This window comes from Filifactor villosus (assembly GCF_042652965.1).
Taxonomy (GTDB): domain Bacteria; phylum Bacillota; class Clostridia; order Peptostreptococcales; family Filifactoraceae; genus Filifactor; species Filifactor villosus.
Genome location: NZ_JBHSHL010000003.1, coordinates 155696 through 179999, shown reverse-complemented (window position 1 = coordinate 179999; position 24304 = coordinate 155696). Strand labels below are relative to the sequence as shown.

Sequence of the window (24304 nt, the reverse complement as noted above, 5' to 3'; positions counted from 1 at the left end):
ATATCATTTTTTACACCTCGGAAACACAATTGTAGCATTTTTGAAATACGAGACCCGACTTTTCTTACATTTTGATTGAATATGCTTCAACTCACTCGAACCGATATCTTTTCTTCCACACCTTGACAAGATGGAAAAACCGAACTATAATAAAAATATAGACCGACTGTCAGTCTAAAAATTGGAGGATGATACTATGAGCAAAAAAAAGGATCAAATTTTAGATATTTCACTGTCTCTTTTTCTTGAGAAGGGCTTCGACAAGACCTCGATCACCGATATCCTGGAGAAGTCCGACATCGCCAGAGGCACTCTCTACTACCACTTCGAATCCAAGGAAGCCATTATGGATGCAATCATTGAAAGAACGGGAGAAAAAATAATGTCGGAGCTCGAGGGCATCGTCGAGGACAGGTCCCTCTCCTCTTACGAAAAACTCTTCTCCCTGTTTCTTACAATGAATATGAGGAGTCTTTCGGGAGGAAGTCAGATGATCGACTACCTCAACCAACCGCAAAATGCCCTCTTTCACGAGAAGAGCAATCAGATGATTATCGAGAACGCCTCTCCTCTGTTGGGCAGGATTATCCGCCAAGGCAGGGAGGAAGGCATATTTGAAACCTCCTTTCCCGAGGAGACCGCCGAGATCATCCTGATTACGGTCAGCGGTTTTTTGGACAGTCAGTACCTTAGTGTGAGCAAGGAAGAACTCGAAAAGCGTTCCTCCGCCCTGCTCTACAACATAGAGAGGATGCTCGGAGCAAAAGAAGGCAGTTTTTCGCAGTTCAGGACTTTGATGATCGAAGAAAGCAAGGGTGAGGATCATGAGTCGAAGTTATAAAAAATTTCTCCTCCTGTGTTTCGCAGGTCTGGTATCCGCGACAGGTTCGGGGATGACCTCCTTTGCCCTCGGAGTTTACATCTACAAAAAAACACTCCTCAGCAGTATGGCGGGTCTGCTCCTACTCGCAGGTTTTTTGCCCGGACTTTTGCTCGCTCCCGTCTCCGGAGTCTTGGCGGATCGCTATGACCGCAGACTCCTTATGATGGCGGGGGACGGCCTTTCGATGACGGGTGTACTGATCGTTTTGACCTCGGTCAGCATTTTGGAGGGAAGTGCTCTGATTTTCGGGATTACAGTAGGAGTTGCCGTAAGCTCCGCCTTTTCCTCCCTGGTCGAGCCCGCCTTTCGGGCAACGGTCTCCGACCTCTTGGAGAAGGAAGAGTATTCGAAGGCGAGCGGAATGATGCAGCTGGTCTCAAGTGCCCGCTACCTCCTTTCGCCGGTCCTCGCAGGCCTTGTTCTAAGCCTTTGGGGAATCCGCACGATCCTCATCCTGGATCTTATGACCGTCCTCCTCACCCTGCCGATCACCCACTTCGTCAGACGGGAAATGAAGACGACAAGAAAGATCAGCCCTCCTTGCTTTAAAGAGGAGTTTCGCACAGGCTTGAGACTGATCTGTGATAAAAAAGGAATCCTCCTCCTCGTTTTGTTCGGCATCCTGGTATCCTTCTGTCTGGGAACGATTCAAACCCTTATGACACCGATGATCCTGGCCTTTGCAGACGAAAGTTTCTTGGGATTTTCGACAACCTTTTCCGCCTGCGGGATGTTGGCAGGAGGTCTGTTCTTAAGCACCATAAGGCTAGACAAAGGTTTCTCCCGTATCTTGGGTATCTCCCTCTTCTTTATCGGTGTTTGTATGGTCGGTTTTTCCGCAAGGGAGGAGAGGATCTTTATTTGCGTATTCGGCTTCCTGATCTTTGCGGCCCTTCCCTTTGCCAACACCGCCATCGACTATCTTGTGCGAACCAACATTGAGGCGGAAAATCAGGGCAAGGTTTGGGGGCTGATCGGCCTCATTTCGCAAGCCGGCTACATCGTCGCCTATGCCGTTGTCGGAGTCTTGGTCGACCTCGTCGGTAAGCCTCTGCTCATGGAAGGAGGCATCCTCTCCAAAAACCTCGGTCAACTCATCGGGGTCGGAGAAGGTCGCGGAGCCGCCTTGTTCATCATTTCAGCCGGAGTTTTGCTCTCTATAAGTGCGGCAACGCTCTCTCAAAAGCATGAGATCAAAGAATTGGAGGAAGACCATGTATTGGAAGCTGTTTAAAAATGACATCAAACACAACCTTTTGCAAATCTTTAATATTGCATTCTTCATTATGTTGTCGGTCGCTTTTCTCTCAGCCGCAGGACAGTTGGCTCTGCAACTTGCGACCTCGATCGACCGTTTATTTGAAGAAGCGAAGACCCCCCACCTTCTTCAAATGCACACGGGAGAACTCGATGAACTGCGTATGCAGGACTTCGTCAACTCCCATCCTGAGATCGAAGACTATCAGGTCCTCAACTTTTTGAACATCGACAACAGCCTTCTGTCCTTCCAGGAAGAAAGTTTGAAGGACTCCGTCTACGACAACGGTTTTTCGGTCCAAAGTCCCAACTTTGACTACCTTTTGGATCTGAAGGGCGAACGGATCGAGGCGAAGGAAGGCGAGGTGTATGTTCCTGTTTTCTACCGAACCTCGGGGCTTGTAAAAGAAGGCGATGTCCTAAACATAGCGAAACACAAACTGAAAGTGGCCGGTTTCGTCAGGGATTCTCAAATGAACTCTTCTCTGTCGGTCTCCAAACGATTTATCGTCCACGAGAAAGATTATCGAGAGATCGAAGAACTGGGCACCTTGGAATACCTCATCGAATTTCGCCTAAGAGATGTAAGCAACTCCTCCCTCATCGAAACCGCCTACACACAGGAAAAACTCGAGGCTGAAGGACCTCCGTTTATGACCTATTCCCTGTTCAAGATCGTCAATGCCTTCTCGGACGGAATTACCATATTTACCCTTGTACTCATCGGAATCCTAATCATCGGCATCTGCCTCCTGTGCATCCGTTTCAGCCTCCTGGCAAATTTGGAGGAGGACTACAGGGAACTTGCCGTACTCAAGGCCATCGGTCTTCCTCTTAAGGACATCAAAAATATATTTCTGGGCAAATACATTTTTATAGCGGCTACGGCGAGCATTTTTGGCGTTCTTCTCTCCTTCCTTATCCGTATCCCCCTGCTTGAGAATATGAAGATGTTTTTTGGAGAGACAAAGATCGGACTCAAAGATATCCTTGCCGGCCTGACTCTCGGAGCGGTAGTCTTTTCCGTTATCCTTTTCAGTATGAACAAGCTTGCCGACCGCCTCAAACGTCCCCTATCCGAAATCGAGGAAGAAGGTTCTTCTCCAAAGGTACTCTCGGCTCTTCCTCGTACTCTTCACCTGGCGTTCAGCGACCTCTTCTCTCGCAAAAAGGTCTATTTGACGATGGCAACGGTATTCGTACTTTCCGTCTTTATCCTGACCCTACCGATGACGATGTACTCCACCATTTCAGACAAAAGTTTCGTCAACTACTTGGGTCTGGGCAACTACGACATCCGGATCGACATCTCCGGCCTCAAGGGAAAAGAATCTGAGATCGACCTCCTTCTTGAAGAACTGAGCAGAGAGGAGGACATCGAAAGCTTCGAAGTGTTCAGAGGAAGCCGGATCGACTACAAAACCGAAGCGGGAAGTCTCGAAAAAATGTGGATCGACTTCGGAGATCACGAACGTTTCCCGATCAAGTATATCGATGGAAGAGCCCCCATAGGAGAAGAGGAGATATCGCTGTCGAAGTTAAAGGCGGACGACTTGTCAAAAAAAGTCGGAAATATCCTGACCTTTGTTGTAGACGGGAAGGAAAAACAAGTCCTTATCTCCGGCATCTTCTCCGATCTCACCAACGGCGGAAAGAACGCCAAGGCGAACTTTAAGACCGAAGATGCGGAGGTGATAAGACTGATTGTTCCAATCGTACTGAAACAAGGTGTTTCGGCAAATGAATTTATACAAGGGTATCGTACCCGCCACCCCTTTGCAAAGTTCTCGGATACCAAGACCTACCTTCAACAGATTTTCGGCAACACGATTTCAATGGTCAGAATCATAACTCAGGTCGCCCTTGCAGCATCCATCCTGCTGATTTTTCTGATTGTGACCCTGTTTATCCGTATGATCTACCTCAAGGACCTCGGACAAAATGCTCTTTTGAAATCGATCGGCTTCAGCGACCGTGAACTTCGCAGACAGTACCTGATCAAAACGGGAACCGTTCTGGTTTTGGGAATAACACTGGGAAACCTCCTGTCTTGGAGTATCGGAGATCGTCTGGGATCCGCCGTCCTGTCCATGATCGGAGTGCACGGGGTGGAATTTATCAGAGACCCTCTGTTTTCATACCTTCTTGTTCCGCTCGTGCTATTGTTTTCGGCAATGGCTGCAGTAAGGTTCGGAATCAAAGGACTGACCCATATCGATATTGCTCAATCTCTAAAGGAGGATGTATCATGATGATTTTAACAGGAACAAATATAAGAAAAACCTATCGAAACTCCGATATTGAAGCGCAGGTCCTGAAGGGGATCGATATCGAACTGAAAGAGGGAGAATTCGTCTGTATCATGGGAAGATCCGGTTCGGGAAAATCCACCCTTCTCAACGCCCTGTCGACCTTAGACCGCTTCGATGAAGGAGAGGTCCAATTTGAAGGAACAAGGATTTCGCAACTCTCTGATGAGAAAGCCTCTAAGCTACGACGAGAATCCTTCGGATTTGTGTTTCAACTTCCCAAAATGGTTCGAAACCTCAGCATCCTGGACAATATTATCCTTCCATCGACCCTCTATGCGAAGGACAAGCAGGGAGCTATCTCAAAGGCAAGAACTCTGATGAGGAGGGTAGGTATTGAAGACCTCGCGGACAAAAAGAGCTCCCAAGCCTCCGGAGGTCAATTGCAAAGAGCGGGCATCTGCCGTGCCCTTATCAACGACCCCAAACTCATCTTTGCCGACGAGCCTACGGGAGCCTTGGACTCCAAGAGCGGACAGGAGGTACTCGAACTGTTTTCAAGTCTCCGCTCCGAAGGAAGGACCCTCCTCTTGGTCACGCACGATATCAATGTCGCTGTAAGGGCGGATCGTGTCGTCTTTATGAAGGACGGACTCCTGCATAAAGAGGTAAGACTCGGCACGGATGAAGAAGACAATTTGTCTCTGATCCAAGATGCCCTCCATCAACTGTAGGTGTTTCTTAGCAGAGAGATGTATAGGCAAACGAAGTGTATAAACTTAAAATTTTAATCAAACCATATAAAGAAAGTACCGCACCAAGACACAAAATGACTTTTCTTTTGTTTTACGATTTATAGAAATCTTCTAAAATGAGAAGTTTCAGAAATGTGTTTATCCAAGACAAAATGAATTTCTTCTGTTTTTTGGAATTATGCGGTGTGTTCTAAAAAAAAACAAAACCGCAAGTGGATCTAAGGTTCGGATCCATCTGCGGTTTTATACTTTTTTACTATGCGATATCTCCCGTCTTATACAAACTCACCTCTCATCCGCGGAAATATCGTACTTATACATTTCTCTCTGGAGGGTCTGCCTCGGAACATCGAGCAACCTCGCCGTTGCCGATACATTCCATTCCTGTTTTCGTAAGGCTCGGCATATCAGATGCTTTTCATATTGTTCGACCATCTCCTTCAAAGAAGATATCCGAATCTCACCTGTAACATCTACAGACTCGGTCGAACAGTTACAGGATAATCTCTCTTCGACATCCTTCCACTCCAGGACACTGCTGTCCTTGTGAACCACGCTCATTCCGTAGACGATGATATGTTCCAGTTCTCTTACATTTCCCGGCCAATCATAAGCTTTCAGCCTGTCGAGCAACTCCTTCGATATATACTGTATGTTCTTTTGAAAGGTCTTGTTGTGTTTGTTGATATAATACTTTACAAAGTGTTCGATATCTTTTTTTCTCTTGCGAAGAGGAGGTATCTCAATGGACATCATGCTTAATCTGTGATAGATATCCCTCCTTATCCTGCCCTCCTCTATCGCCCTCAGAGGATCTATGTTCATCGAGGTGATGATCCTGACATCGACACTCTTTGACTCCTCATCTCCCAAGCTCCTGAAACAACCGTCCTGAACAACTCGCAAGAGTTTGGACTGAAGATAAAGAGGCATGGAGTTCAACTCATCGAGAAACAGCGTTCCTCCGTCAGCCAATTCCAACAGTCCCTTGTTATCCGTTGCTCCGGTAAACGCCCCTTTAGACGTTCCGAACAGAACACTTTCAAGAAGGGTGTCCGGAATCGCCGCACAGTTTTGGGCAATAAACGGCTTATCCTCCCTGATACTCGCATTATGGATTGCTTGAGCAAAGACCTCCTTGCCTGTTCCGGTCTCTCCGTATATCATCACGGGAAGATCACAGGAAGCGACGACGGGGATGTATTCCTTTGCAAGTTTCATCCTCTCATCCCTTGCAATAATGTCCTCCATGGTAAAGTTGGCCCGGTTTTGGGCGAGAAACTTTCCGGAGCCGGTGATAGGAAAGTCTTCACAGTTCAGATTGATCTTTTCAACCCTCTTCGATGAAGACTCCTGCGTTTCTTCCACAGACAGATCAATAGCTCCAACGATCCTACCGCCACTTTTTATCGGGATGGACAGGGCTGAAATACGGATCTGATCCTCTCCCTTTACTTTAATGTCCTGATTTTCGATATAGATGGGCATCCCGAGCTCCATCGCCTTAATGATTGTACTGTTCTGTGGATTCAGATTCTCGTAGATGTCAAGAAACTTTTTTCCGACCCAGCGGTATGAGTCCTCACGTCCGGACAACTTTCGGTTCAACTTTGCAGTAAACAGTACTTCTCCCTCCAAATTGATTATCGTTATGCCGTCGATATATCCCTTGCCCTGAAAAAGTTTACCCCACAGTTCCATGTATTCCCTCTTTTCTCATCCTACCAATTCGATAGCGAACGCAATGGTCTTATGTTGCAACCGAGTATGCCGTTTTCCACAGTATTTCGAGATCGATCCTAAGCCGTATACAGAAATCCTATCAAACTATGAAGATAAAAGCAAGCTCTTATATCTCCCCTTCCGCAGGTCTGTCCAAGGGAAGCTTCAGCCACCACCACTTAAATACGATATTTACAATAACACAGGCCGCCATAATGACGAGGTAGATTCCGATAAACTTCCAATGTGCACCGTTCAAAAGCATCATAGGCCCCATCGACCAGGCAAACATCTCGATCGGAGTGGTAAACGGTGCTGCAAAGGCCGTATCGTTCAAAGTCTTGGACAAGTTCTCCGGATCGACAATCCTAAGTAGGATGAAACCGATGGCAAAGACTCCCGTGGAGTATCCGAATACGAAGATGGACCGTTCAAACCAACTTCCCCTGTTCATTGCGGGACCGAAGAACATCAAGGTCAGGACCACAATGATCATACCGAATAACAACAGCAGCAACAGAGGTATTGCATATTTTACAATGACGGCGATCTTGATCGAAGCAATCCCGAAGAACACGAGATAATCCGTCGATGTTCCTGAGATCCTGTTCACTACATTCTCATCGATATACTCGCTTACCCCCACCTTTTTGAAAATTAGGAACATAGCAATGGCGATCAGGAAGGAAACCAAATATGTTGGCAGATCCAAACCCGTTACATCAAAGATCCAATTGTTCAGAAGCATACCTGCCCCCGATGCCAGCAGAAGGATCGCAAGATGCCAAGCCAAGGGATCCAAGACCATGGAAGATATAGGTTCAGCACCCATCGACTTTCTGTTTTGCTTTGGGATCAGACCCGTTTTCAAGTCTCCGGAGATCGTCTGGAAACCGGAGATATACTTCGTCCATCCCTTCTTCGTCGCCAATTTGATAAAGAAGAGTCCTCCGAAGATCCCTGACAGAATCCCTACCGTAGCACAGGTCATGGCGATGTCCATCGCCTCTACATCCCCAAGTTTTTCAAAGGTCGATCCCACTGCAGCGGCAGTTCCGTGTCCTCCCGTAAAACCCGCTGCCAACAAGAGACCGAAACCGTAGTTGATTTTCGGGAACAACTTCGATATTACTACAATAGAAAACAGAGGTGCCAAACTGAACTGTATTACTTGGGCCAATACCTTGTAAGAAAAATACGATCCTACCCGGTTGATCTCGGATTTAAAATCCGCCTTTGAAAACGAAAATCCGTTAATCCCTACAGCAGCGAAAATAACGATGATCAGCACTCCCGCATAGGAACCTATCTCTTCGGAGAAAGGCAGGATATTAAGTCCCTGTCTTCCAAAAGCCAAGGCCATAAATCCCGCGATCATACTTGCAGGTACAAAAAACTTCTGGACGAAGCTCACCTTTGCCCGAATAAGCTGCCCCACCATAATAAATAACGATGCTATTGCAAAATCGAGTAGAAAATCTTTTGCACTCATGATATCCTCCTATTCTAAATAACAGTTTGTCTATCCTGACAATGTTATCCCCAAAAATTCAATCTTGTCCCGATGTTTCTTTCCAATGCATTTTGATAGACCTCATAAGCCCAAGCCACATCCTCCACAGGCATACCGTCCATGATGAATACTGTTCTGTCCTTCTCAAAAAGGTGTCTCCTATTCTTATTGCAGACGACCTCGCTGATATCCACGATATCCGACCTCGGTATCTTTTTTTCCCACACCAAGTCCATCAGATAGCCGCAAATCCCGCTCAGATTGTCGGCGAAACTCCCTTCTTCCTTCTCAAGTTCCTGTGCATAGGCTTCATACATCTTCCAATTATCCACAACGATGTTTGACGATGTCATAATACTCTCTTCGATATTGGCATCCGACACAAAGATGAGAAGAGCCCTCCTCCTTATCCATTCTTGTCTTATGTAGGGCGAATCTCCTCCCGATGTCGCAACATTTATGACATCTCCCTTCCTTACCGCTTCTTCGACATCCTCGGTTATCTTTACCGAGATGCCCCACCTTTTTTCCAACTCCTGTGCATAGACCTCGCAAGCCTTCTTGTCGATATCAAAGAGGTACACCTCCTCCACCGTCCCAAGAGCATATAAGGCTGCATCCAGACAGGTCCTTCCGATCACGCCCAAGCCTATCGCAGACACAGTCTTGGCAGAGATGTCGGAGAGATGCTTGGCCCCCACTCCTGCAACCGCTCCAGTACGAGTTGCACTAAGAGAGTTCGCAGACATTAGAGCCTTTACGATTCCGGTATCCGCATCGTTGAGCAAAACCGTCAAAATCGATCTCGGCAGACCTTTATCCTTGTTTTTGACATTGGAACCATACCACTTTTCTCCGCAGATATTGAACTTTCCCCCAAGATAGGCTACCAGAGCCATGAACCTTCTGTCCGGTCCTTTCAAGGGCATATTGGGGAACCTGCTTTCTTTCGGAAAGTAAATCTTGATCCCGTGAGCATTGCGATTCGGAGATCCCATGAGATAGTCTCCCCTCGCCATCAACTCAAACATCTCTTCCATAACTTTGATGCAACGCTTCATATCTTTGGAGCCGCACTCCATCGTCTCTGTCTCGTTCAAAAATAAGCACTCAAACCTTTCATCCATAAGATAGACCTCCTCTTCCTATTCTTTGAGGAAATGATTTGACCTCGTTCCCGTAGCCGGAGGTGCAACATCGAGTTCACAGTCAGCGATCTTCAAGACGTCCTCGGGTTTGATCCAAGGAAGACCTTGGAGCGCACTCGTCTCCTCATGTGTCAATCTCCCCTTGTACACAGTAAGACTTCTTCTCAAAAAACCGTCCTCAATACACGCCTGTTCAACACCTTTGTTCATGATACGTCGAAAATGCGGAAGTACCGATGCCGCATAAGCAATGGAAGTCGACTGCGAGATGGCACTTGGGATATTGCTTACACAGTAGTGTACAACACCTTCCTCAACATATCTCGGATTATTGTGCGTCGTCTCACGGAAGGTTTCGATTGCTCCGACATCGTTGCTGATATCCACAATGACAGATCCCTTCTCCATTGATGCCACCATTTCCCTGCTGATCAAAAACTCCTTGGATTCCTTAGGCCATTTCACACAGTTGTATACAACATCAATCTCCGGAAGAATCTTCTCGATATTATAGCGGTTCGATATCTCTGTATTGACCTCCTCGTTAAACTGTCTTCCTATCTCTCTGAGGGTTCCGATATTGATATCCATCACCGTCACCCATGCACCTAAAGCATGCAGTACCGATACTGCTGCTCTTCCTACTGTACCGCCTCCAAGAACCAAGGCTTTGACTCCCGGAGCGCCTCCAAGACCGTTTACGAATTTTCCCTTGCCTCCATGTATGGAAAGCAGAGATTCCAACCCCATCAAGGCACCCTGTTTTCCTGCGGCCTCACAGTTCGGAGAGCCGTAACGGTGAGAATCTTCTGCGGTAAACGCAATGCAGCCGCTCTTGAGAAGAGCCTGCACTTCCTGGGGATGTGCCGCCGGATGGATACAGGTAAACACGATTTGATCCTGTCTTAACAAGGGAAACTCTTCTTCCTCAATCTCCTTCACCTTCGCCACAAAGTCCGATTTTTTATAGATCTCTTCTCTTGTCTCCAAAAGGATCGCACCTTCTCTGAGGTAGTCTTCATCCTTAAAGCCGGATCCTTCTCCCGCTCCCTTCTGGACGTATACCGTGTGCCCGTCCCTTAAGATCATACTTGTTTCCGCAGGAGTGGCAATGACTCTGTATTCCCCCTCTTTTGTGTCTTTTAATACTCCAAACTTCATGTTCCATCCTCCTTCTCAACACTTTGTTCGATTGAAATGCTGATAAGGCAACCTTCACAAAAGCGCAAAGCGTTTCAAGCGCAATCATAGAATCAGAAGTATGCCTATCACAATTCAAACATCTAACAGAATAACAGTTTTATATGAATATAGCTCCTCCATATTCACCTTAAATATACGCAAGTTGTATGCCAAATTCTCTTCCTTTTTTCCAAATTCCGTAGAAGAGAAGTTCGACAGAAAGCTCAAAATTTTTTCAAACCTTCTTTCCATCTTTTTCTCCTCTCAAATATGCAAAAAAACCTGCCCGTTTTTGATAAGTGTACCAAAAACGGGCAGGTTTTCTGTATAAACGTTTTTTTATTTGAATGATATAACATTCCACGATCTTGATAAACAATCATCCCTGCTGATACTATTCTCCGATAGGAGTGCGATCTACGCCAAAAAAACAAAAAAGTTCGTTTTATCCCCATAGAATAATAGGGCTTGATACCAAGGGGTCAAACGAATGATGGTACGATGCTGTCATCTTTTCAATGCAGTTCGCCCTTCCTTCATCACATCTTTTACTGTCCTGCGCCACTGCTATCCTATTCAATGCAGTAATCCGACAGAAGAGTTGTTATATCGAATTCGAAACTGCAAATACTCGTTTCCTCTTCTACGAAATATAACCTCTGATATCAGAAGCTTAATAAATAGCAGAAAAAAAGATATAAAAGTGAAATCTATAACTTTTTAAATTATGCGATATTGTCATAATATAGCTTTGTTTCTATCCACGTTATAAACTGAAAGAGTTTATATCGCTATCAGAATTATTGTAAATTTCAGAGTGCCGTCATACCGGCATCAATCCGTAAACACCTGTATATAATACATTCCGTACTCGGTCTTGCTTGAGGCTACAAAGCGGTAGATGCTGACCTTCTTAAAGTCTTTGCTCAGCATATTCTCCCTATGTCCCTTTGAGTTGCTCCAACCGATAAAGGCCTTTTCGACCGTCGTATATCCTGCGGCGATATTCTCGCCGACCGCCCCGATCTTATTCTCCTCCGACATTAACGATACCAAAGTAGCCTGTTTGGGCCCCTCATAGGGTCTGCTGTGCGAAAACAGTTCCGCCAACTCGATCGATCTTGCCTTGGTAAAATCGATAACCTGCTTATTGTCACTCGCCTTCAGCTCTGACAATCCGTTTCGCTCTCTCAACTTGTTGATCATGGGAAGCATCTCTCCCGTGATGTCGGTAAGCGTCCCTTTTATCGCCTTATCCTTTCCGCTTTTGTCCTTGATGTAATAAACTTCTTCTTTCGGCTTTGCAGGTGCTCCCTGCTTTGTTTGGGTCGTTTGAGTATTCTGTGTGTTTTTGACCGGTGTCTTGCTCTGCGCAAAAGTGAGCTGTACAAGGCTAAGAACCGTTACCAAGGACAGTGCAATTGCAATTTTTTTCTTCATAAACTCCTCCCTCACTCTACATGATAATTCGTATATTCAAGTTTGTTCCCAAAATCATCAGGTTCTTCAATCTCTTCGTGTCCAACCCATCATGCTATAAGAACTCGTATCTCGTCTATCTTTTTTATATCTTTGTTTGAACTCCTCCGTGAGCCTTGATTGTTTGAATTACCATTCCGGTTATCCCTATCAGAGATTTCTTATACTACTATTCTTTTGAATAGTGGATATAAACAATCTGTGAGCTATAGAAGACAACATAGTTTTTCGTCATTGAAAAATAGATATATCCACACTTCTATTGAAAAATAGTATTAAACAAAAGTTGTTTCATCTTCCACTCAAAAAACAGAAACGACTACTCCTACACTGCTCCAAAGTTATTAAAAGTGGCAAACAAAGCACCCTTTCCACTGTTACCGATCTTCTTATAGATGTTTTTGACATGGAACTTTACTGTATCTACCGAAATATCAAGCTCTGCAGCGATCTCCTTTGTAGAATATCCGGTAAGAAGAAGATGACAGACCTGTCTTTCCCTTTCCGTCAGTTTGTAAAAATCCATCGCCTTCTTCCATACCTCCTCCTTGGACATCGGCGGAACAATCTCTTTTTGTGTTTCTACCTTATCGACAACGATTTCCGCCTTTTGTTCGTGTACAGAAACACCCACTTCGTCTTTACATTCCAACTGAGCGATGCCCTCACACACCTCTTTTTCCTCTTCAAAACTTACGGGATGAACTTCCGTATCTTGTACGAACCCGTAGAGCTCCCGTGCAGGAGAAATATCATCCTCTCCCCTAAGACTGTCTGCACAAACCTCTGCACCTTGTGTGCGAAAATCAGCCCCCTCTACAGGAATCCCATTTCCCTCTTGCGAAAACATATCTTCCTTCGCCTTCAGATCCTGTACGACAACACCGACCTTCTCCTCCAAGTTCTTTCCTTCACTCCTGTCAAAAACCGTATAGGCATAGGAAGGAGAAAGCAGGAGAAATATCATAAACATACAGAGAGTCAGAACACAAGACAACAGAGGCAAGACCTCCAAATTCGAGGCGACCGCCTTGCCCAAAAAAGCATAGACGAAGAAAAAGACATTGAGTGTACAGACCACTATGATCTTGAACTTCTTAAATCCGACCCTCGTCTGCAATATCCCCCATAACATACAGTAGGAGGCGATAAAACCTATCTGCTCTCCTCCATGAAACGCACGCGAAAGCGTCAACCATGCCTCGGACCCCTTCCAAAAAAGAAGGATGTACGATGTAAACATCGTGAGAAAAAACAGATTGCTCATATGCCACAAATTAAATCGGGAGAAAAAAAACAGAAACAATGTAGTAATAATAACAATGGCTCCGCCAATCCCACTGACCAAGATCAAACCGTGGTCCGAATTTCCCTGCATGTATGTATAGAACATCTCCACAATATGGTAGGCGAAAAAGAAATAAAACGTAAGCCATACTCTTCCCCTCTCCTGCCCATTGAGTTTCGAAGCCGGTCCGGTATCATCGAGATCAAGTTCTGTATAATCCTCCTTCTTGTAGTTGAACATACACACCAGGGTCACAACCACCAAGCCCATCATATAAGTTCGATTGAACAGAGAAGAAATCAGACCGAGCGAAAAATCAAACTGAAAGACGGTATAGAACAGCGAGGTGACCGTCGCACCCAAAAAACGCTCCGAATCATTCAACATATAGACAAAATGGAAGATGGCAAGTCCGCCACAGCCTCCATAAAAAAACGTAAATCCCGAAGCCAGCAAAACTCCGAGCACCCCGTTTGTCACAAACACCCATGAAAAAAAGAATATGGTCGCACACAAGGATAACAACCTCGCATAAACTCGAATGTTTTTCATTGTCGCAAAAACAATCAACCACGCCGCTCCCAGACAATAGGATATCCTCATCCACGATTCCGCATCCAAGCCCAAAAGCATCGGATCCTGCGTAAAAAAGTTTCCTCCCATATTGGCAAACAAGGGGGCATGTGTAAAAATCAACATATAACACCATCTTGAGAGCCGTACATCGGATAGCCGCTTTGGAAATATGGAACCATATTTTCCTACAAAATCAATATTCACATTTAAGTCGACTTCTCTATTGTTCACACTTTACCATCTCCTTCTATGACAGATTGCCCAAAAAATCCTTGACAAAACGGAAGATCCTTATTTTTTCCAATCCGTCCTCCCCCTCCGGAGAACCGTGTAGCATCCACACGGATACCACTCGTCAAATTTTAGATGTCTTATTCTCTTATACATATTCCGTCTTCTCAAAACCTGTCTAAAGTTGTCTTAATTTTATATCAATTCCGACGTTTTTTCAATAAGCAGAGTGTACGGATTTCCGTCCTATATTCTTTTTCATTGATACAAACCCCCCTCTTTTTTTATGAACCCTAATTCCCCTCAGCACACCTTTGTTTTGTGTAATAAAAACGTAACAAAAACACAACACTGATGTACCCTTGTTTTTCCAATACATCTATCCTACCTACCCCAAAGGGTAGCTATACAAAACGGGGTATATTTGAGAGAATTTTTATGAAAACAATAAAATATTTTTTTGAATTTTCACTCCCTATCGTTCTTTATTTCGCACAAAAATTTTTTATGTTCCTCAGGTGCAATCATAAAATATTTATCTTGCTTTGCGTAATAAAAAACAAACTCTCTCAAAAAACCTGCATTCTTATTTTCATCCACCCAAATACCATACATGGTTTTGACCCTATATAAAAACCATAGACGATAACAAAATCTGCCCACCACAGTTCGTTATCGTAGACGAAGGGGAGAGTTACATCGAGTGAATATTCTATACAAATATTGTTTTTACTCGGAAGGATTTTGATTAAACTAAAGATCCTTTCATTATAACAGAGATGAAGAAACATTTCACAACGGTAGCCTTCCACTTATATGTAGATCCCTTGCTTTGTTCATGTAAGCGGAAATAATCCCGTAAGAAATGAGTTTCAGTCATACAAATTGTCATGAAAACAGCAAACGATCCGAACCTCAGCGTGAAATCGACTTCATAGAAGGATGTATTTATTGAAGATGTTGGTTTCAGACGATCTTTACTTATACTGTAATCTCATGCAGAAATCCGGATTTTGCCTTTGTGCGATATTTCTTCATCCAACCTTACAACTTAGAATATCATACAAAACCATACCACCCAAAAGGAGGAAAATCCTATGAAACAGTTTTACAAAAGACTTCTTATCTTTATCACCGTGTTCTCACTGGTGATATCCGCCCTGCCGGCGTGGGCGGACTCGCCGAGTGCGGACCAAGTTGTTATGAAGTTCAGGATGAACGTCAACAACTACACCGTCAACGGTGTTTCCACCTCTATGGATGTAGGCCCCACAGAAATCGCAGAACGCGCTTTTCTCCCGGTCGCCTATGTGACGGGCCCTCTTGGAATTGAAACAAAGTGGGATAACAACGCACAAAAGGTCACCGTCCTTGCCGAAGGCAAGACCATGGAGCTGTGGATCGGAAAAAACCGGGCAACGATCAACGGATCTACCGTGTATATCGATCCTTCCGACCCCGGAGTGAAACCTCTTACCATAAACGGCAGAACGATGTTGCCTCTGCGTTTCGTTGCGGAAAACCTGGGCTGCGATGTCGTTTGGGATGCCGCGACCTCAGGCATCACCATTTCCAAAGGTCTTGTATCCGCCTCAGACGAAGAGGACGAGATCAAAAAGATGAAGGAAGAGATCGAAAAGATGAAACGCGATCAGACTAAAAAGGAAGAGCAAGACAAGATAAAAGAGGAGATCAGACGCCTGGAAGAAAAAGCAAAACAGGCACAAGAGGAAGCTGAACAGGCAAATCAAAAGGAGAAACAAAGAATAGCGAAAAAGGAAGAAGAAGACCGAAAAAAAGAGGAAGAGCAAAGAAAAAAAGAGCAGGAAGAACAGAAAAAGAGAGAACTGTCCAGAACAAAGACCGTAGATACATTGGCAGAGGCGGATATGCAAAAACCGGGCTTCTATAACGCTAAAAACCTGGGTAAGGGCTATGATATCTTCGGTGAATTCGGTGCGGTCGCCTCTACCAAACATCCCGTTCTCGACTTCAACAAGCTTCTTGAGTATAACTGGATCCAAGGGAAGTATCTGGGCTCCGACATCAAACACGACACGATCATCGCCGAATCCCTGAAAGAATACTGCACGGAGATGTCCAATCGAACAAAGGTCAGCGGAAGTTATATGGGCTTCTCGGGAAGTGCCGAGGTCAACTTCGGAGAAACAAGGGGAGAGAGTGAAAGCCGATACCATGCGACCCATATGTACTCGAGATCCCTGTATGACTTCTATATTCCTGCCGAATTGATGAACGCTTCATTTGCACAGTTTTTGAATCCCGATGCGAAAAAGGCGATCAACGAAGCTCCTGTTCATCAACTTTTCAGCAGTTACGGGCACTATGTCCTGATGGGGCTTAAGACGGGTGGACGTGCCGATATCAACGTATCCACCGAGAGCAGTACCGTGTACGGCAAGGACGACTTCGCCCTCAAGGTAAAGGCGGGATACGATGCGATCGTCGGCTCTGTAGATGCTGAAAATGAGTACAAAAAATCCACCGCTTACAAGAACTTCGCTTCCAAGTCCAGAATCGGCATCCGCATCGTGGGCAATAACCATACCGTCTTCTTGAGAGACTTTTTGGAAGGCAGCAATAAGTTGACCGACTGGGAAAAGAACATCGAGAGCCGCCCGACTATGATCGGATTCAGCAACACAACTCCACAGCCTCTGATCCCGATTTGGATGTTTGCCGATACCGAACAGCGTCGCAATCAGATCAAGGCCGAATTTGACAAGATCGCAGGAGAAATAGAGAGAAAAATTCCGGGCTCCAAAGCCCAACCGAAGAACTACCTCTACGGAATTCGTCTGGGACGCGGCAACGAGGGCATGGAAGATGCGATCGAAAGGGTAACTTCAAAGAGTGACAACGGAACTCCAAAGTATAATTTCTGTACCTGGAAACTCCTGACCACCGACCCGAAAGATCCTAATCAAGGCTCGGTAACTGCAGACCTGAACTACGGGGCAACCCGAGATGATCGGGATTATATCGTCCTGGGACTGGGATGGTATGGGCAACTCTCTAAAAACTATAGACTTCCATCTTCTGTCCAAATAGACCTTTATCCTATCAGCGATATCTGTATCTATCAGGGAAACAGCAGTACAAGCAATCGGTATCTAAACTATAATCACTATGGTGACGCACATTGGCAACTCTTAGGTATGGACTTGAATACCAACGCAAAGGGAGAATACCTCTATCTGATGTGGACAACCGATACGGGCAGACCTCCAATCAAAGAATTGGCTCTCTGCATCCAGGATGAAAACGGCGGTCCCAACGAGAAGTTCCCCGGATGGGAAGTCGTTCGCTATGCAGGCAGCAATATGTGGGCCAATCTGAATGAAGGTGTTGTAAATGAAAGCAACGGAAAATACACCGATGCTCCCGCCCTATACCTGGTTATGAGACGTGAAAGATAAACACGCCTATACACCATAATTATCCAGAAAGATGGGACACCGGATTGCTCGCAGAAGGAGTGTTATCAAACAAAGCAGTTGAAAGGGTAACCGATATTCATCGAAAAAACCGTTTATTATATAGAACGTTTAAATACGCATAACACCATCCTTTCTTTCTTGAAAACAGGCCGGAGCCGTCCTCGCTACAGCTCGGTTTCGGCCATGTTTTCACAATAATATCGTTATGCAGCGGAACTTCCTATAAATATGAACTATATACGCTCTTAATACTATTGTTTGAAATACCTGATGCAATTGCTGAAAACAATTCGGATGATTCTATGCTTTCAAGCATCCAACCTGTCAATTCTAATAGATAACTCAAATGATAAGAGGATATGAAGCATATCGTGCGGAATTACAAACGGAAACCCTAATGTATATGGCTACTTCCTGCTTAGCGGAACGAACTGTTTTCCGGGATGGAATATACATCTTCGATACCCGATTGGCCGGAAAAGATCCATCCGACAGATCCTTTAACACGGAAAATAGGATACAGCTCAAAGAGAGACATTCAAACAAATTTATTTCACATATAAGAGTAGATCAAGTATAATCCAAACAAAAAATAGGAGGCACAACAATGAAATCTTTACACAAAAAGCTCACATCCACAGCGACGGCCCTGCTGTTGGCAGTATCAACCTTTGCTTCGCCCGTCCATGCAATAAACATAAATAGAGACGCTTTAAACACCGATTATTCAGGCAACAAATTTATTAGAGATTTTACGAAGACGGGATCCGAAGAAACCGAATCGGCTACTCCCGATAAAACACCGGTTCCGAAAGAAGAAGCCGTATCTATGATAATGCAGTTTGTACTGAACCAAAAGTCCTATACCGTAAACGGAGCCCCGACCACCATGGATGCCGCTCCCGTAACACGCAACGAGAGAACTCTGCTCCCCGTCGTCTACGTCGCGGGACCCTTGGGTGCAGAAATCAAATGGGATGCCCCGACCCAAAAAGTCACCATCTCCCTGAACGGGACCCTGCTCGAACTCTGGATTGGAAACCCTACCGCTAAGATCAACGGTATGAGCAGAGCGATCGACCCCGGTAACAGTAGCGTAAAACCGATCACCATGAACGGAAGGACCATGCTCCCTCTTCGTTTCGTCGCGGAGAGCCTCGGCTGTGAGGTCAAGTGGAATGCGGCAACTCAAGGGATCACCGTAACCAGTATCACTTCTTCCGGAACCTCTTCGACAACTTCACCGGAGCCTTCCTCGGGAAAAGAAAAATCAGAGCTGGAAAAGCTGAAAGAGGAAAAAGAAAAATTGGAACAGGAACAGAAGAAAAAAGAAGAAGAACAGGCTCAGAAAGAAAAGGAAGAGCTGGAAAAAGCTAAGAAAGACGCGGAACGAAAAGCCAAAAGATCCGAACAGCAACAGAAAGATGCTGTAAAACAAAAGAAATATATGGTTCAAATCAATCACGGCTTTGACCAAGAAGAGGCGACACTTAACGGCAGAGAGATCCAGCTGCCTCAAGTAAACAAGGGAACGGAAGGAAAGCCCTACTATTTCGGCATAAGATGGGGAAAAGTTTCAGAACACAAAGGCTCTTTGACAGACCTGTTCATACTGAAGCCTTCCGACGCAGCTCACAAGGCTGCCAAAGAGGGCAATTTTTTGCATAACGGATCAAAACATCCCTATGTCCTTGTTCGAAGAGCGAAGCAACCGGGACATGTTTATGTAGCTGAAGAGTGTAACTTGAACTACGAGGCAGGAGGAGACGCCCTCTACATGTACGCTTGCTTCGATAGCGATGAAAAGAAGGCGCCTATCTACGAGATATCGATTGAAGAGATTGAGGGTGCAACGGAAGAAGAGGCTGCAAAAAAAGCGGAAGAATGGGCATACGAACACAACTTCGAAACCGTAAACTTTCTGGGCACCGATACCCCGGCAAACTTAAACTACGGCAATAAGGGAGCCAAACTGTTTATGATGATGAAGAAGAACTTCAACGCAAACTAACTTATAATACTTTATCCTTCCATATAGATATACACCCGGAGCAACACCGCATGATTTGAAGGTATAAAACCCGTTTCCGGAAAAAACATCTCCTACCCTTGTGCGGTGTTGCTCCATACAATATGACCACTGAAAAACAGTACAAAGCAAATACACTCTTAACCCAAAAGGAGGAAGACCCTATGAAACAGTTTTACAAAAGACTTCTTATCTTTATCACCGTGTTCTCGCTGGTGATATCCGCCCTGCCGGCGTGGGCGGACTCGCCGAGTGCGGACCAAGTTGTTATGAAGTTCAGAATGAACGTCAACAACTACACCGTCAACGGTGTTTCCACCTCTATGGATGTAGGCCCCACAGAAATCGCAGAACGCGCTTTTCTCCCAGTCGCCTATGTGACGGGCCCTCTTGGAATTGAAACAAAGTGGGATAACAACGCACAAAAGGTCACCGTCCTTGCCGAAGGCAAGACCATGGAGCTGTGGATCGGAAAAAACCGGGCAACGATCAACGGATCTACCGTATATATCGATCCTTCCGACCCCGGAGTGAAACCTCTTACCATAAACGGCAGAACGATGTTGCCTCTGCGTTTCGTTGCGGAAAACCTGGGCTGCGATGTCGTTTGGGATGCCGCGACCTCAGGCATCACCATCTCCAAAGGTCTTGTATCCGCCTCAGACGAAGAGGACGAGATCAAAAAGATGAAGGAAGAGATCGAAAAGATGAAACGCGATCAGACTAAAAAGGAAGAGCAAGACAAGATAAAAGAGGAGATCAGACGCCTGGAAGAAAAAGCAAAACAGGCACAAGAGGAAGCTGAACAGGCAAATCAAAAGGAGAAACAAAGAATAGCGAAAAAGGAAGAAGAAGACCGAAAAAAAGAGGAAGAGCAAAGAAAAAAAGAGCAGGAACAGGAAAATAAACAAGATAATCCGAGTAAATTGCCCGGTTGGATGACTTCACACAGGAAGGGCAGCAATACCATCTCCGATGAATTCTACAAACTTCCCGTTGTCAACAATCTTGGAAAGGGTTATGACACGATTGGCGGAGTATATGGAGAAGCAAATCCGAAGAAAGCCGTCTTGGATTTGGATTTGCTACAAAAACATCACTTTATCGAAAAACAATGGGTCGGAAACTTTATGGAAGACATCAATATTGCCGAATCTTTGGAAGAGTATAGCAACAACTTGAAGGTAGATGTAAAGACAAAGGGACACTACCTCCTCTTCAGCGGTAGCGTCGATGTCCACTACGGCAAACAACGTGAGAACACTACTCACCACTATTTTGCTACCTTCTCCTATATGAATGCACGTAACGATATCTACATCCCCTCCCTCTGGACTTCACAGGAAGGTTATGGAAGATACAAGGCGTTTCTGCTTCCCGATGCGAAGAGAGATATCAACGACAGAAACTATCCTGTCGACAGACTGATAGACACCTATGGCAGCTTTGTTCTTGCCGGACTGATCAATGGCGGCCGTGCAGACTACAGTATCAAAACAGAACACTCCGCGGTAAAAGGCAAGGAGGATTTCGGAGCCAAAGTAAAAGCCAGTGCCGAATTTATTATTGCCGGAGGTAGCGCAGAGACCTCTGTCGATGTGGAAAAACAATACAAGAAGTTTAAAGATAAAACGCAACAGACGATCAGAATTACCGGTCATAAAGGCACTCTGGGGCCGGAACAATTCCGAAAGAATACGCAAGAACGTAGGGAATGGGAACAAAGTCTCACCGATGAAAACTCTAATATGGTCGCTTTCAGTAGGGTAGCGGATGCGGAACCCATCATTCCTATTTGGGAACTCTGTGATGACGGGAATCGTAAGAAGGCGATCGAAAGCGAGGTTTCCAGACGCGTAAATGAAGCAAAAGCGAAACTTCCCAAAAACATTCCAATCTCAAGAGAATACGTGAGAAATATCTATATCGGTATGAATTCCAATGAAAGAAAAGCTCGAGAAGAAGCAAAGGGAGCCGATCGTACAGTTCTGTCCCCCCATGTAAACCACCATGCGGGAGGAGATTTCTGCTACCTCGGAATATCAACGACGAAGGTTCCGGACTTTGCAATCACCGATATTCTTATCTTTGCGACCGAAGACGGAGGCTATGATCCTCCTTACGTCCAGACCTTCCGTCACCAAGGCATCCTAAGATCGAACTATGAGCTGGCAATAAAACCCGATCAACAAAGCTCAAATCCGAAGGGTAAAAACTATTACCTGAAAAAGAAAGGAGCCTTTAACCTGAACAACGAGGCAGGCGGACACATCCTGTACTTGTACAAGGCATCAAGAGACTCGAGCAAACGACCTCCTATCTACGAGATCATGATCTTGGATACCTCTGAACATGAAAAAGGCCCTGGCCAATCGGATGCGGACTACGCAAAGAAATGGGCGGAAGAAAATGATTGGGAACCGATCACCTTCGATGTGGATGATCAAACACCTGCCAACCTGAACCATCATGCGGGAGGACACAAGCTTTTCCTTATGGTAAGAAGAGACTACGCTGTAAAATAATTCCTCCACAATCAAAGTCTTTCTGACAACAGTAGTCCTTGTTAAAGATCATCAACAGAAGATCTCGGAGAACAAAGAGAAAGAACGTTCTGTCCCTTTTCTACAATAGAACGGTGGAACTTCTCGGTAATCTAAGGCAACACCGCACAGCTCAAAAAATGGACCGAACTTCGTGTTTCTTGGACAAACACATTTCTGAAAGTATTCGGTCAAAAGGGTTTATGCACCTTGTAAAACAACGGAAATATTCTTTTATATCCCTGTACACTCTATTTTTATCAAAGGTTGCAGGATCAATTGTTCATTGGCATGAATTTAAAAAGTCATTCAGCGAGTTAGGTGTACAACAGAACATATTCATCACAAAATTCAAGGAGATGATAAGATACAAACGGCAATATCAAGCCTTGTGTAGCCGAAGTACCCGTCTTATAACAAGACAGTATCGATACTCTTGGGGTTGGAACTCCACCACAGACCGCCTTCTTCAAGGGATCGAGCAAGGTTTGATGCTCATGGCTCATAGGGGGTATTGCACATTCCAATACCTTGGACTGAGGCTCGTTCCTCTTCTTGTGAAATATGTTCCGATTGCGTGCTTAATTCGCCTGCTGTATACCCGGCAAAGTACCGTGCGTCTCCTCCCAATCTCGAACGGAGCTTAGAACATCCCTTCATTTTCAGGGAGTAACGACGGGAACACCCGGAACTTTCTCTACAAACCACAGGAGCTTCTCAGGATGATTTGTCTTGCAGAAGCTCCTGTGGTTTTCAGAAAAATTTCGCAGTTCGAAAAATGAAGTTCTTGGAAGTATTCACCTCACTGTTTTTATCAAGGCAGCCCTTTGGATATCATTCCCTTGACAAATCGGATGCTTTGAACTGTATACCGTTTCCCAAGTTGTTGTTCTATAACGATATATTCGCTTATCGACATCTCATACTATAATCCGATAGAACTGTTGTCATATCGATTTTGTAACCATAAACAATTGTTTTATTTCCTGTAAAAGACAAGTCTTCAAAATAAATAACAGCATTTGGGAAACAGCACACAAAGGGAACCGTCCGATTTTTCTTCGATTTTATAAAACTCAAAGGTTTGTCATATCTATATTTTCAAGAGTTTCATCCTTTATACAAAATTGATATTATTCTGATTTTTCGTCTTATGCGGTATTACCTACCCCCAAACCGAAGAAAGTTACTCAGCAAGTGTTTTTAAGGTATCTCCTGCAATTCGATATACCGTCCAATCCGACATCGGTTCGGCTCCCAGCGACAGATAAAAGTCAATACTCGGCTTGTTCCAATCCAGACACCACCACTCCAGCCTTCCGCAACCTCGCTCCATTGCAATGGCTGCCAATTTTTTCAAAATGGCCTTTCCATAGCCCTTGCCACGATATTCCGGCTTTACATAGAGGTCTTCCAAATATATTCCCGATCGACCGAGAAAGGTTGAAAAATTATGGAAGAACAAGGCAAAACCGACTTCCTTATCTCCCTCCAACAAAAAGATCACTTCCGCCTTCTGCTTATCAAAGATCCATTCCTCCAAGGTTTTTTCGTCCGCTACAACTTCATCCAAGAGTTCTTCATAAGCGGCCAGCTCCCTTATAAACTCCAAGACCAATGACGTATCTTCTCTTTGTGCATATCTGAATTCCATCCGCTTCTCCTCCATTCACTGTTCATCGTTTTCTTGTATCCGTCAAATCATTTCAAGAAGTACCGCACGGAAACACAAAATGATTTTCCCCTTGTTTTCGAAATATAGAAAATCCTTAATAATGAAGGGATTCAGAAACGTGTTTGTTTAAGAAAAACTGATTTTCTCCTACTTTTCCGAATTATGCGGTGTTTTCTTGATACCATTATCTATTAAAATTTGAATGCTTTGAAGCATATCATTCTCCAAATTGTTTTTTGGTGATATTGTTCCATACCCGCGATTTCAAACAGAGAGCAATATAAACCATTGAACTGCGCAGTTATCGACTTTT

General features: G+C 44.8%; 15 protein-coding genes. 7 read left to right on the top strand and 8 right to left on the bottom strand.

Annotation, left to right across the window (positions count from 1 at the left end):
- Nucleotides 1–196 precede the first annotated feature (196 nt).
- Genes ACFO4R_RS01220 through ACFO4R_RS01205 form a run of 4 tightly spaced genes read left to right on the top strand, consistent with a single transcriptional unit; the run spans nt 197 to nt 5123 of the window.
- Entirely contained in the window at nt 197–841 is a 645-nt protein-coding gene (locus tag ACFO4R_RS01220) for a TetR/AcrR family transcriptional regulator (protein ID WP_379787143.1), read from the top strand.
- On the top strand, nt 825–2117 hold the full coding sequence (locus ACFO4R_RS01215; RefSeq protein ID WP_379787141.1) for an MFS transporter: 1293 nt from the start codon (nt 825–827) through the stop codon (nt 2115–2117). The genes ACFO4R_RS01220 and ACFO4R_RS01215 overlap by 17 nt, the downstream gene beginning before the upstream one ends.
- Nucleotides 2098–4392 (top strand): FtsX-like permease family protein, encoded by a 2295-nt coding sequence (locus ACFO4R_RS01210; RefSeq protein WP_379787140.1) that lies wholly within the window; start codon nt 2098–2100, stop codon nt 4390–4392. The genes ACFO4R_RS01215 and ACFO4R_RS01210 overlap by 20 nt, the downstream gene beginning before the upstream one ends.
- Nucleotides 4389–5123: an ABC transporter ATP-binding protein gene (locus ACFO4R_RS01205; RefSeq protein ID WP_379787138.1), complete on the top strand. Its 735-nt coding sequence runs from the start codon at nt 4389–4391 to the stop codon at nt 5121–5123. The genes ACFO4R_RS01210 and ACFO4R_RS01205 overlap by 4 nt, the downstream gene beginning before the upstream one ends.
- A gap of 306 nt (nt 5124–5429) precedes the next feature.
- Here ACFO4R_RS01205 and ACFO4R_RS01200 read toward each other — a convergent pair whose 3' ends face one another.
- The 7 genes from ACFO4R_RS01200 to ACFO4R_RS01170 form a co-directional block, all read right to left on the bottom strand.
- The gene (locus tag ACFO4R_RS01200) at nt 5430–6845 is read right to left on the bottom strand and encodes a sigma-54 interaction domain-containing protein (RefSeq protein WP_379787137.1); all 1416 of its coding nucleotides are present in this window, start codon (nt 6843–6845) and stop codon (nt 5430–5432) included.
- Between the two features lie 148 nt (nt 6846–6993).
- Nucleotides 6994–8358, bottom strand: coding sequence for a sodium/glutamate symporter (locus ACFO4R_RS01195; protein WP_379787136.1), 1365 nt, complete (start codon nt 8356–8358; stop codon nt 6994–6996).
- A gap of 44 nt (nt 8359–8402) precedes the next feature.
- Nucleotides 8403–9506 (bottom strand): tyramine oxidase subunit B, encoded by a 1104-nt coding sequence (locus tag ACFO4R_RS01190; protein WP_379787135.1) that lies wholly within the window; start codon nt 9504–9506, stop codon nt 8403–8405.
- 18 nt (nt 9507–9524) lie between these two features.
- A complete protein-coding gene (locus tag ACFO4R_RS01185) occupies nt 9525–10688 on the bottom strand; it encodes an alanine dehydrogenase (RefSeq protein WP_379787134.1) in 1164 nt (387 codons plus the stop codon).
- 114 nt (nt 10689–10802) lie between these two features.
- Nucleotides 10803–10961: a hypothetical protein gene (locus ACFO4R_RS01180; RefSeq protein ID WP_379787132.1), complete on the bottom strand. Its 159-nt coding sequence runs from the start codon at nt 10959–10961 to the stop codon at nt 10803–10805.
- 582 nt (nt 10962–11543) lie between these two features.
- Nucleotides 11544–12149 (bottom strand): CAP domain-containing protein, encoded by a 606-nt coding sequence (locus ACFO4R_RS01175; protein WP_379787131.1) that lies wholly within the window; start codon nt 12147–12149, stop codon nt 11544–11546.
- 364 nt (nt 12150–12513) lie between these two features.
- Nucleotides 12514–14283, bottom strand: coding sequence for a helix-turn-helix transcriptional regulator (locus ACFO4R_RS01170; protein WP_379787130.1), 1770 nt, complete (start codon nt 14281–14283; stop codon nt 12514–12516).
- A 1097-nt stretch (nt 14284–15380) separates the two neighbouring features.
- Here ACFO4R_RS01170 and ACFO4R_RS01165 point away from each other — a divergent pair.
- From ACFO4R_RS01165 to ACFO4R_RS01155, 3 genes are all read left to right on the top strand, one after another.
- Nucleotides 15381–17723, top strand: a complete 2343-nt coding sequence (locus ACFO4R_RS01165; protein ID WP_379787129.1) for a stalk domain-containing protein — start codon at nt 15381–15383, stop codon at nt 17721–17723.
- 628 nt (nt 17724–18351) lie between these two features.
- Nucleotides 18352–19755, top strand: a complete 1404-nt coding sequence (locus ACFO4R_RS01160) for a copper amine oxidase N-terminal domain-containing protein (RefSeq protein WP_379787127.1) — start codon at nt 18352–18354, stop codon at nt 19753–19755.
- A 182-nt stretch (nt 19756–19937) separates the two neighbouring features.
- Entirely contained in the window at nt 19938–22298 is a 2361-nt protein-coding gene (locus ACFO4R_RS01155; RefSeq protein WP_379787125.1) for a stalk domain-containing protein, read from the top strand.
- Nucleotides 22299–23502: 1204 nt separating this feature from the next.
- On the opposite strand, the gene ACFO4R_RS01150 is transcribed toward ACFO4R_RS01155, so the two are convergent.
- Nucleotides 23503–23970, bottom strand: coding sequence for a GNAT family N-acetyltransferase (locus ACFO4R_RS01150; RefSeq protein WP_379787124.1), 468 nt, complete (start codon nt 23968–23970; stop codon nt 23503–23505).
- Between the last annotated feature and the right edge of the window lie 334 nt (nt 23971–24304).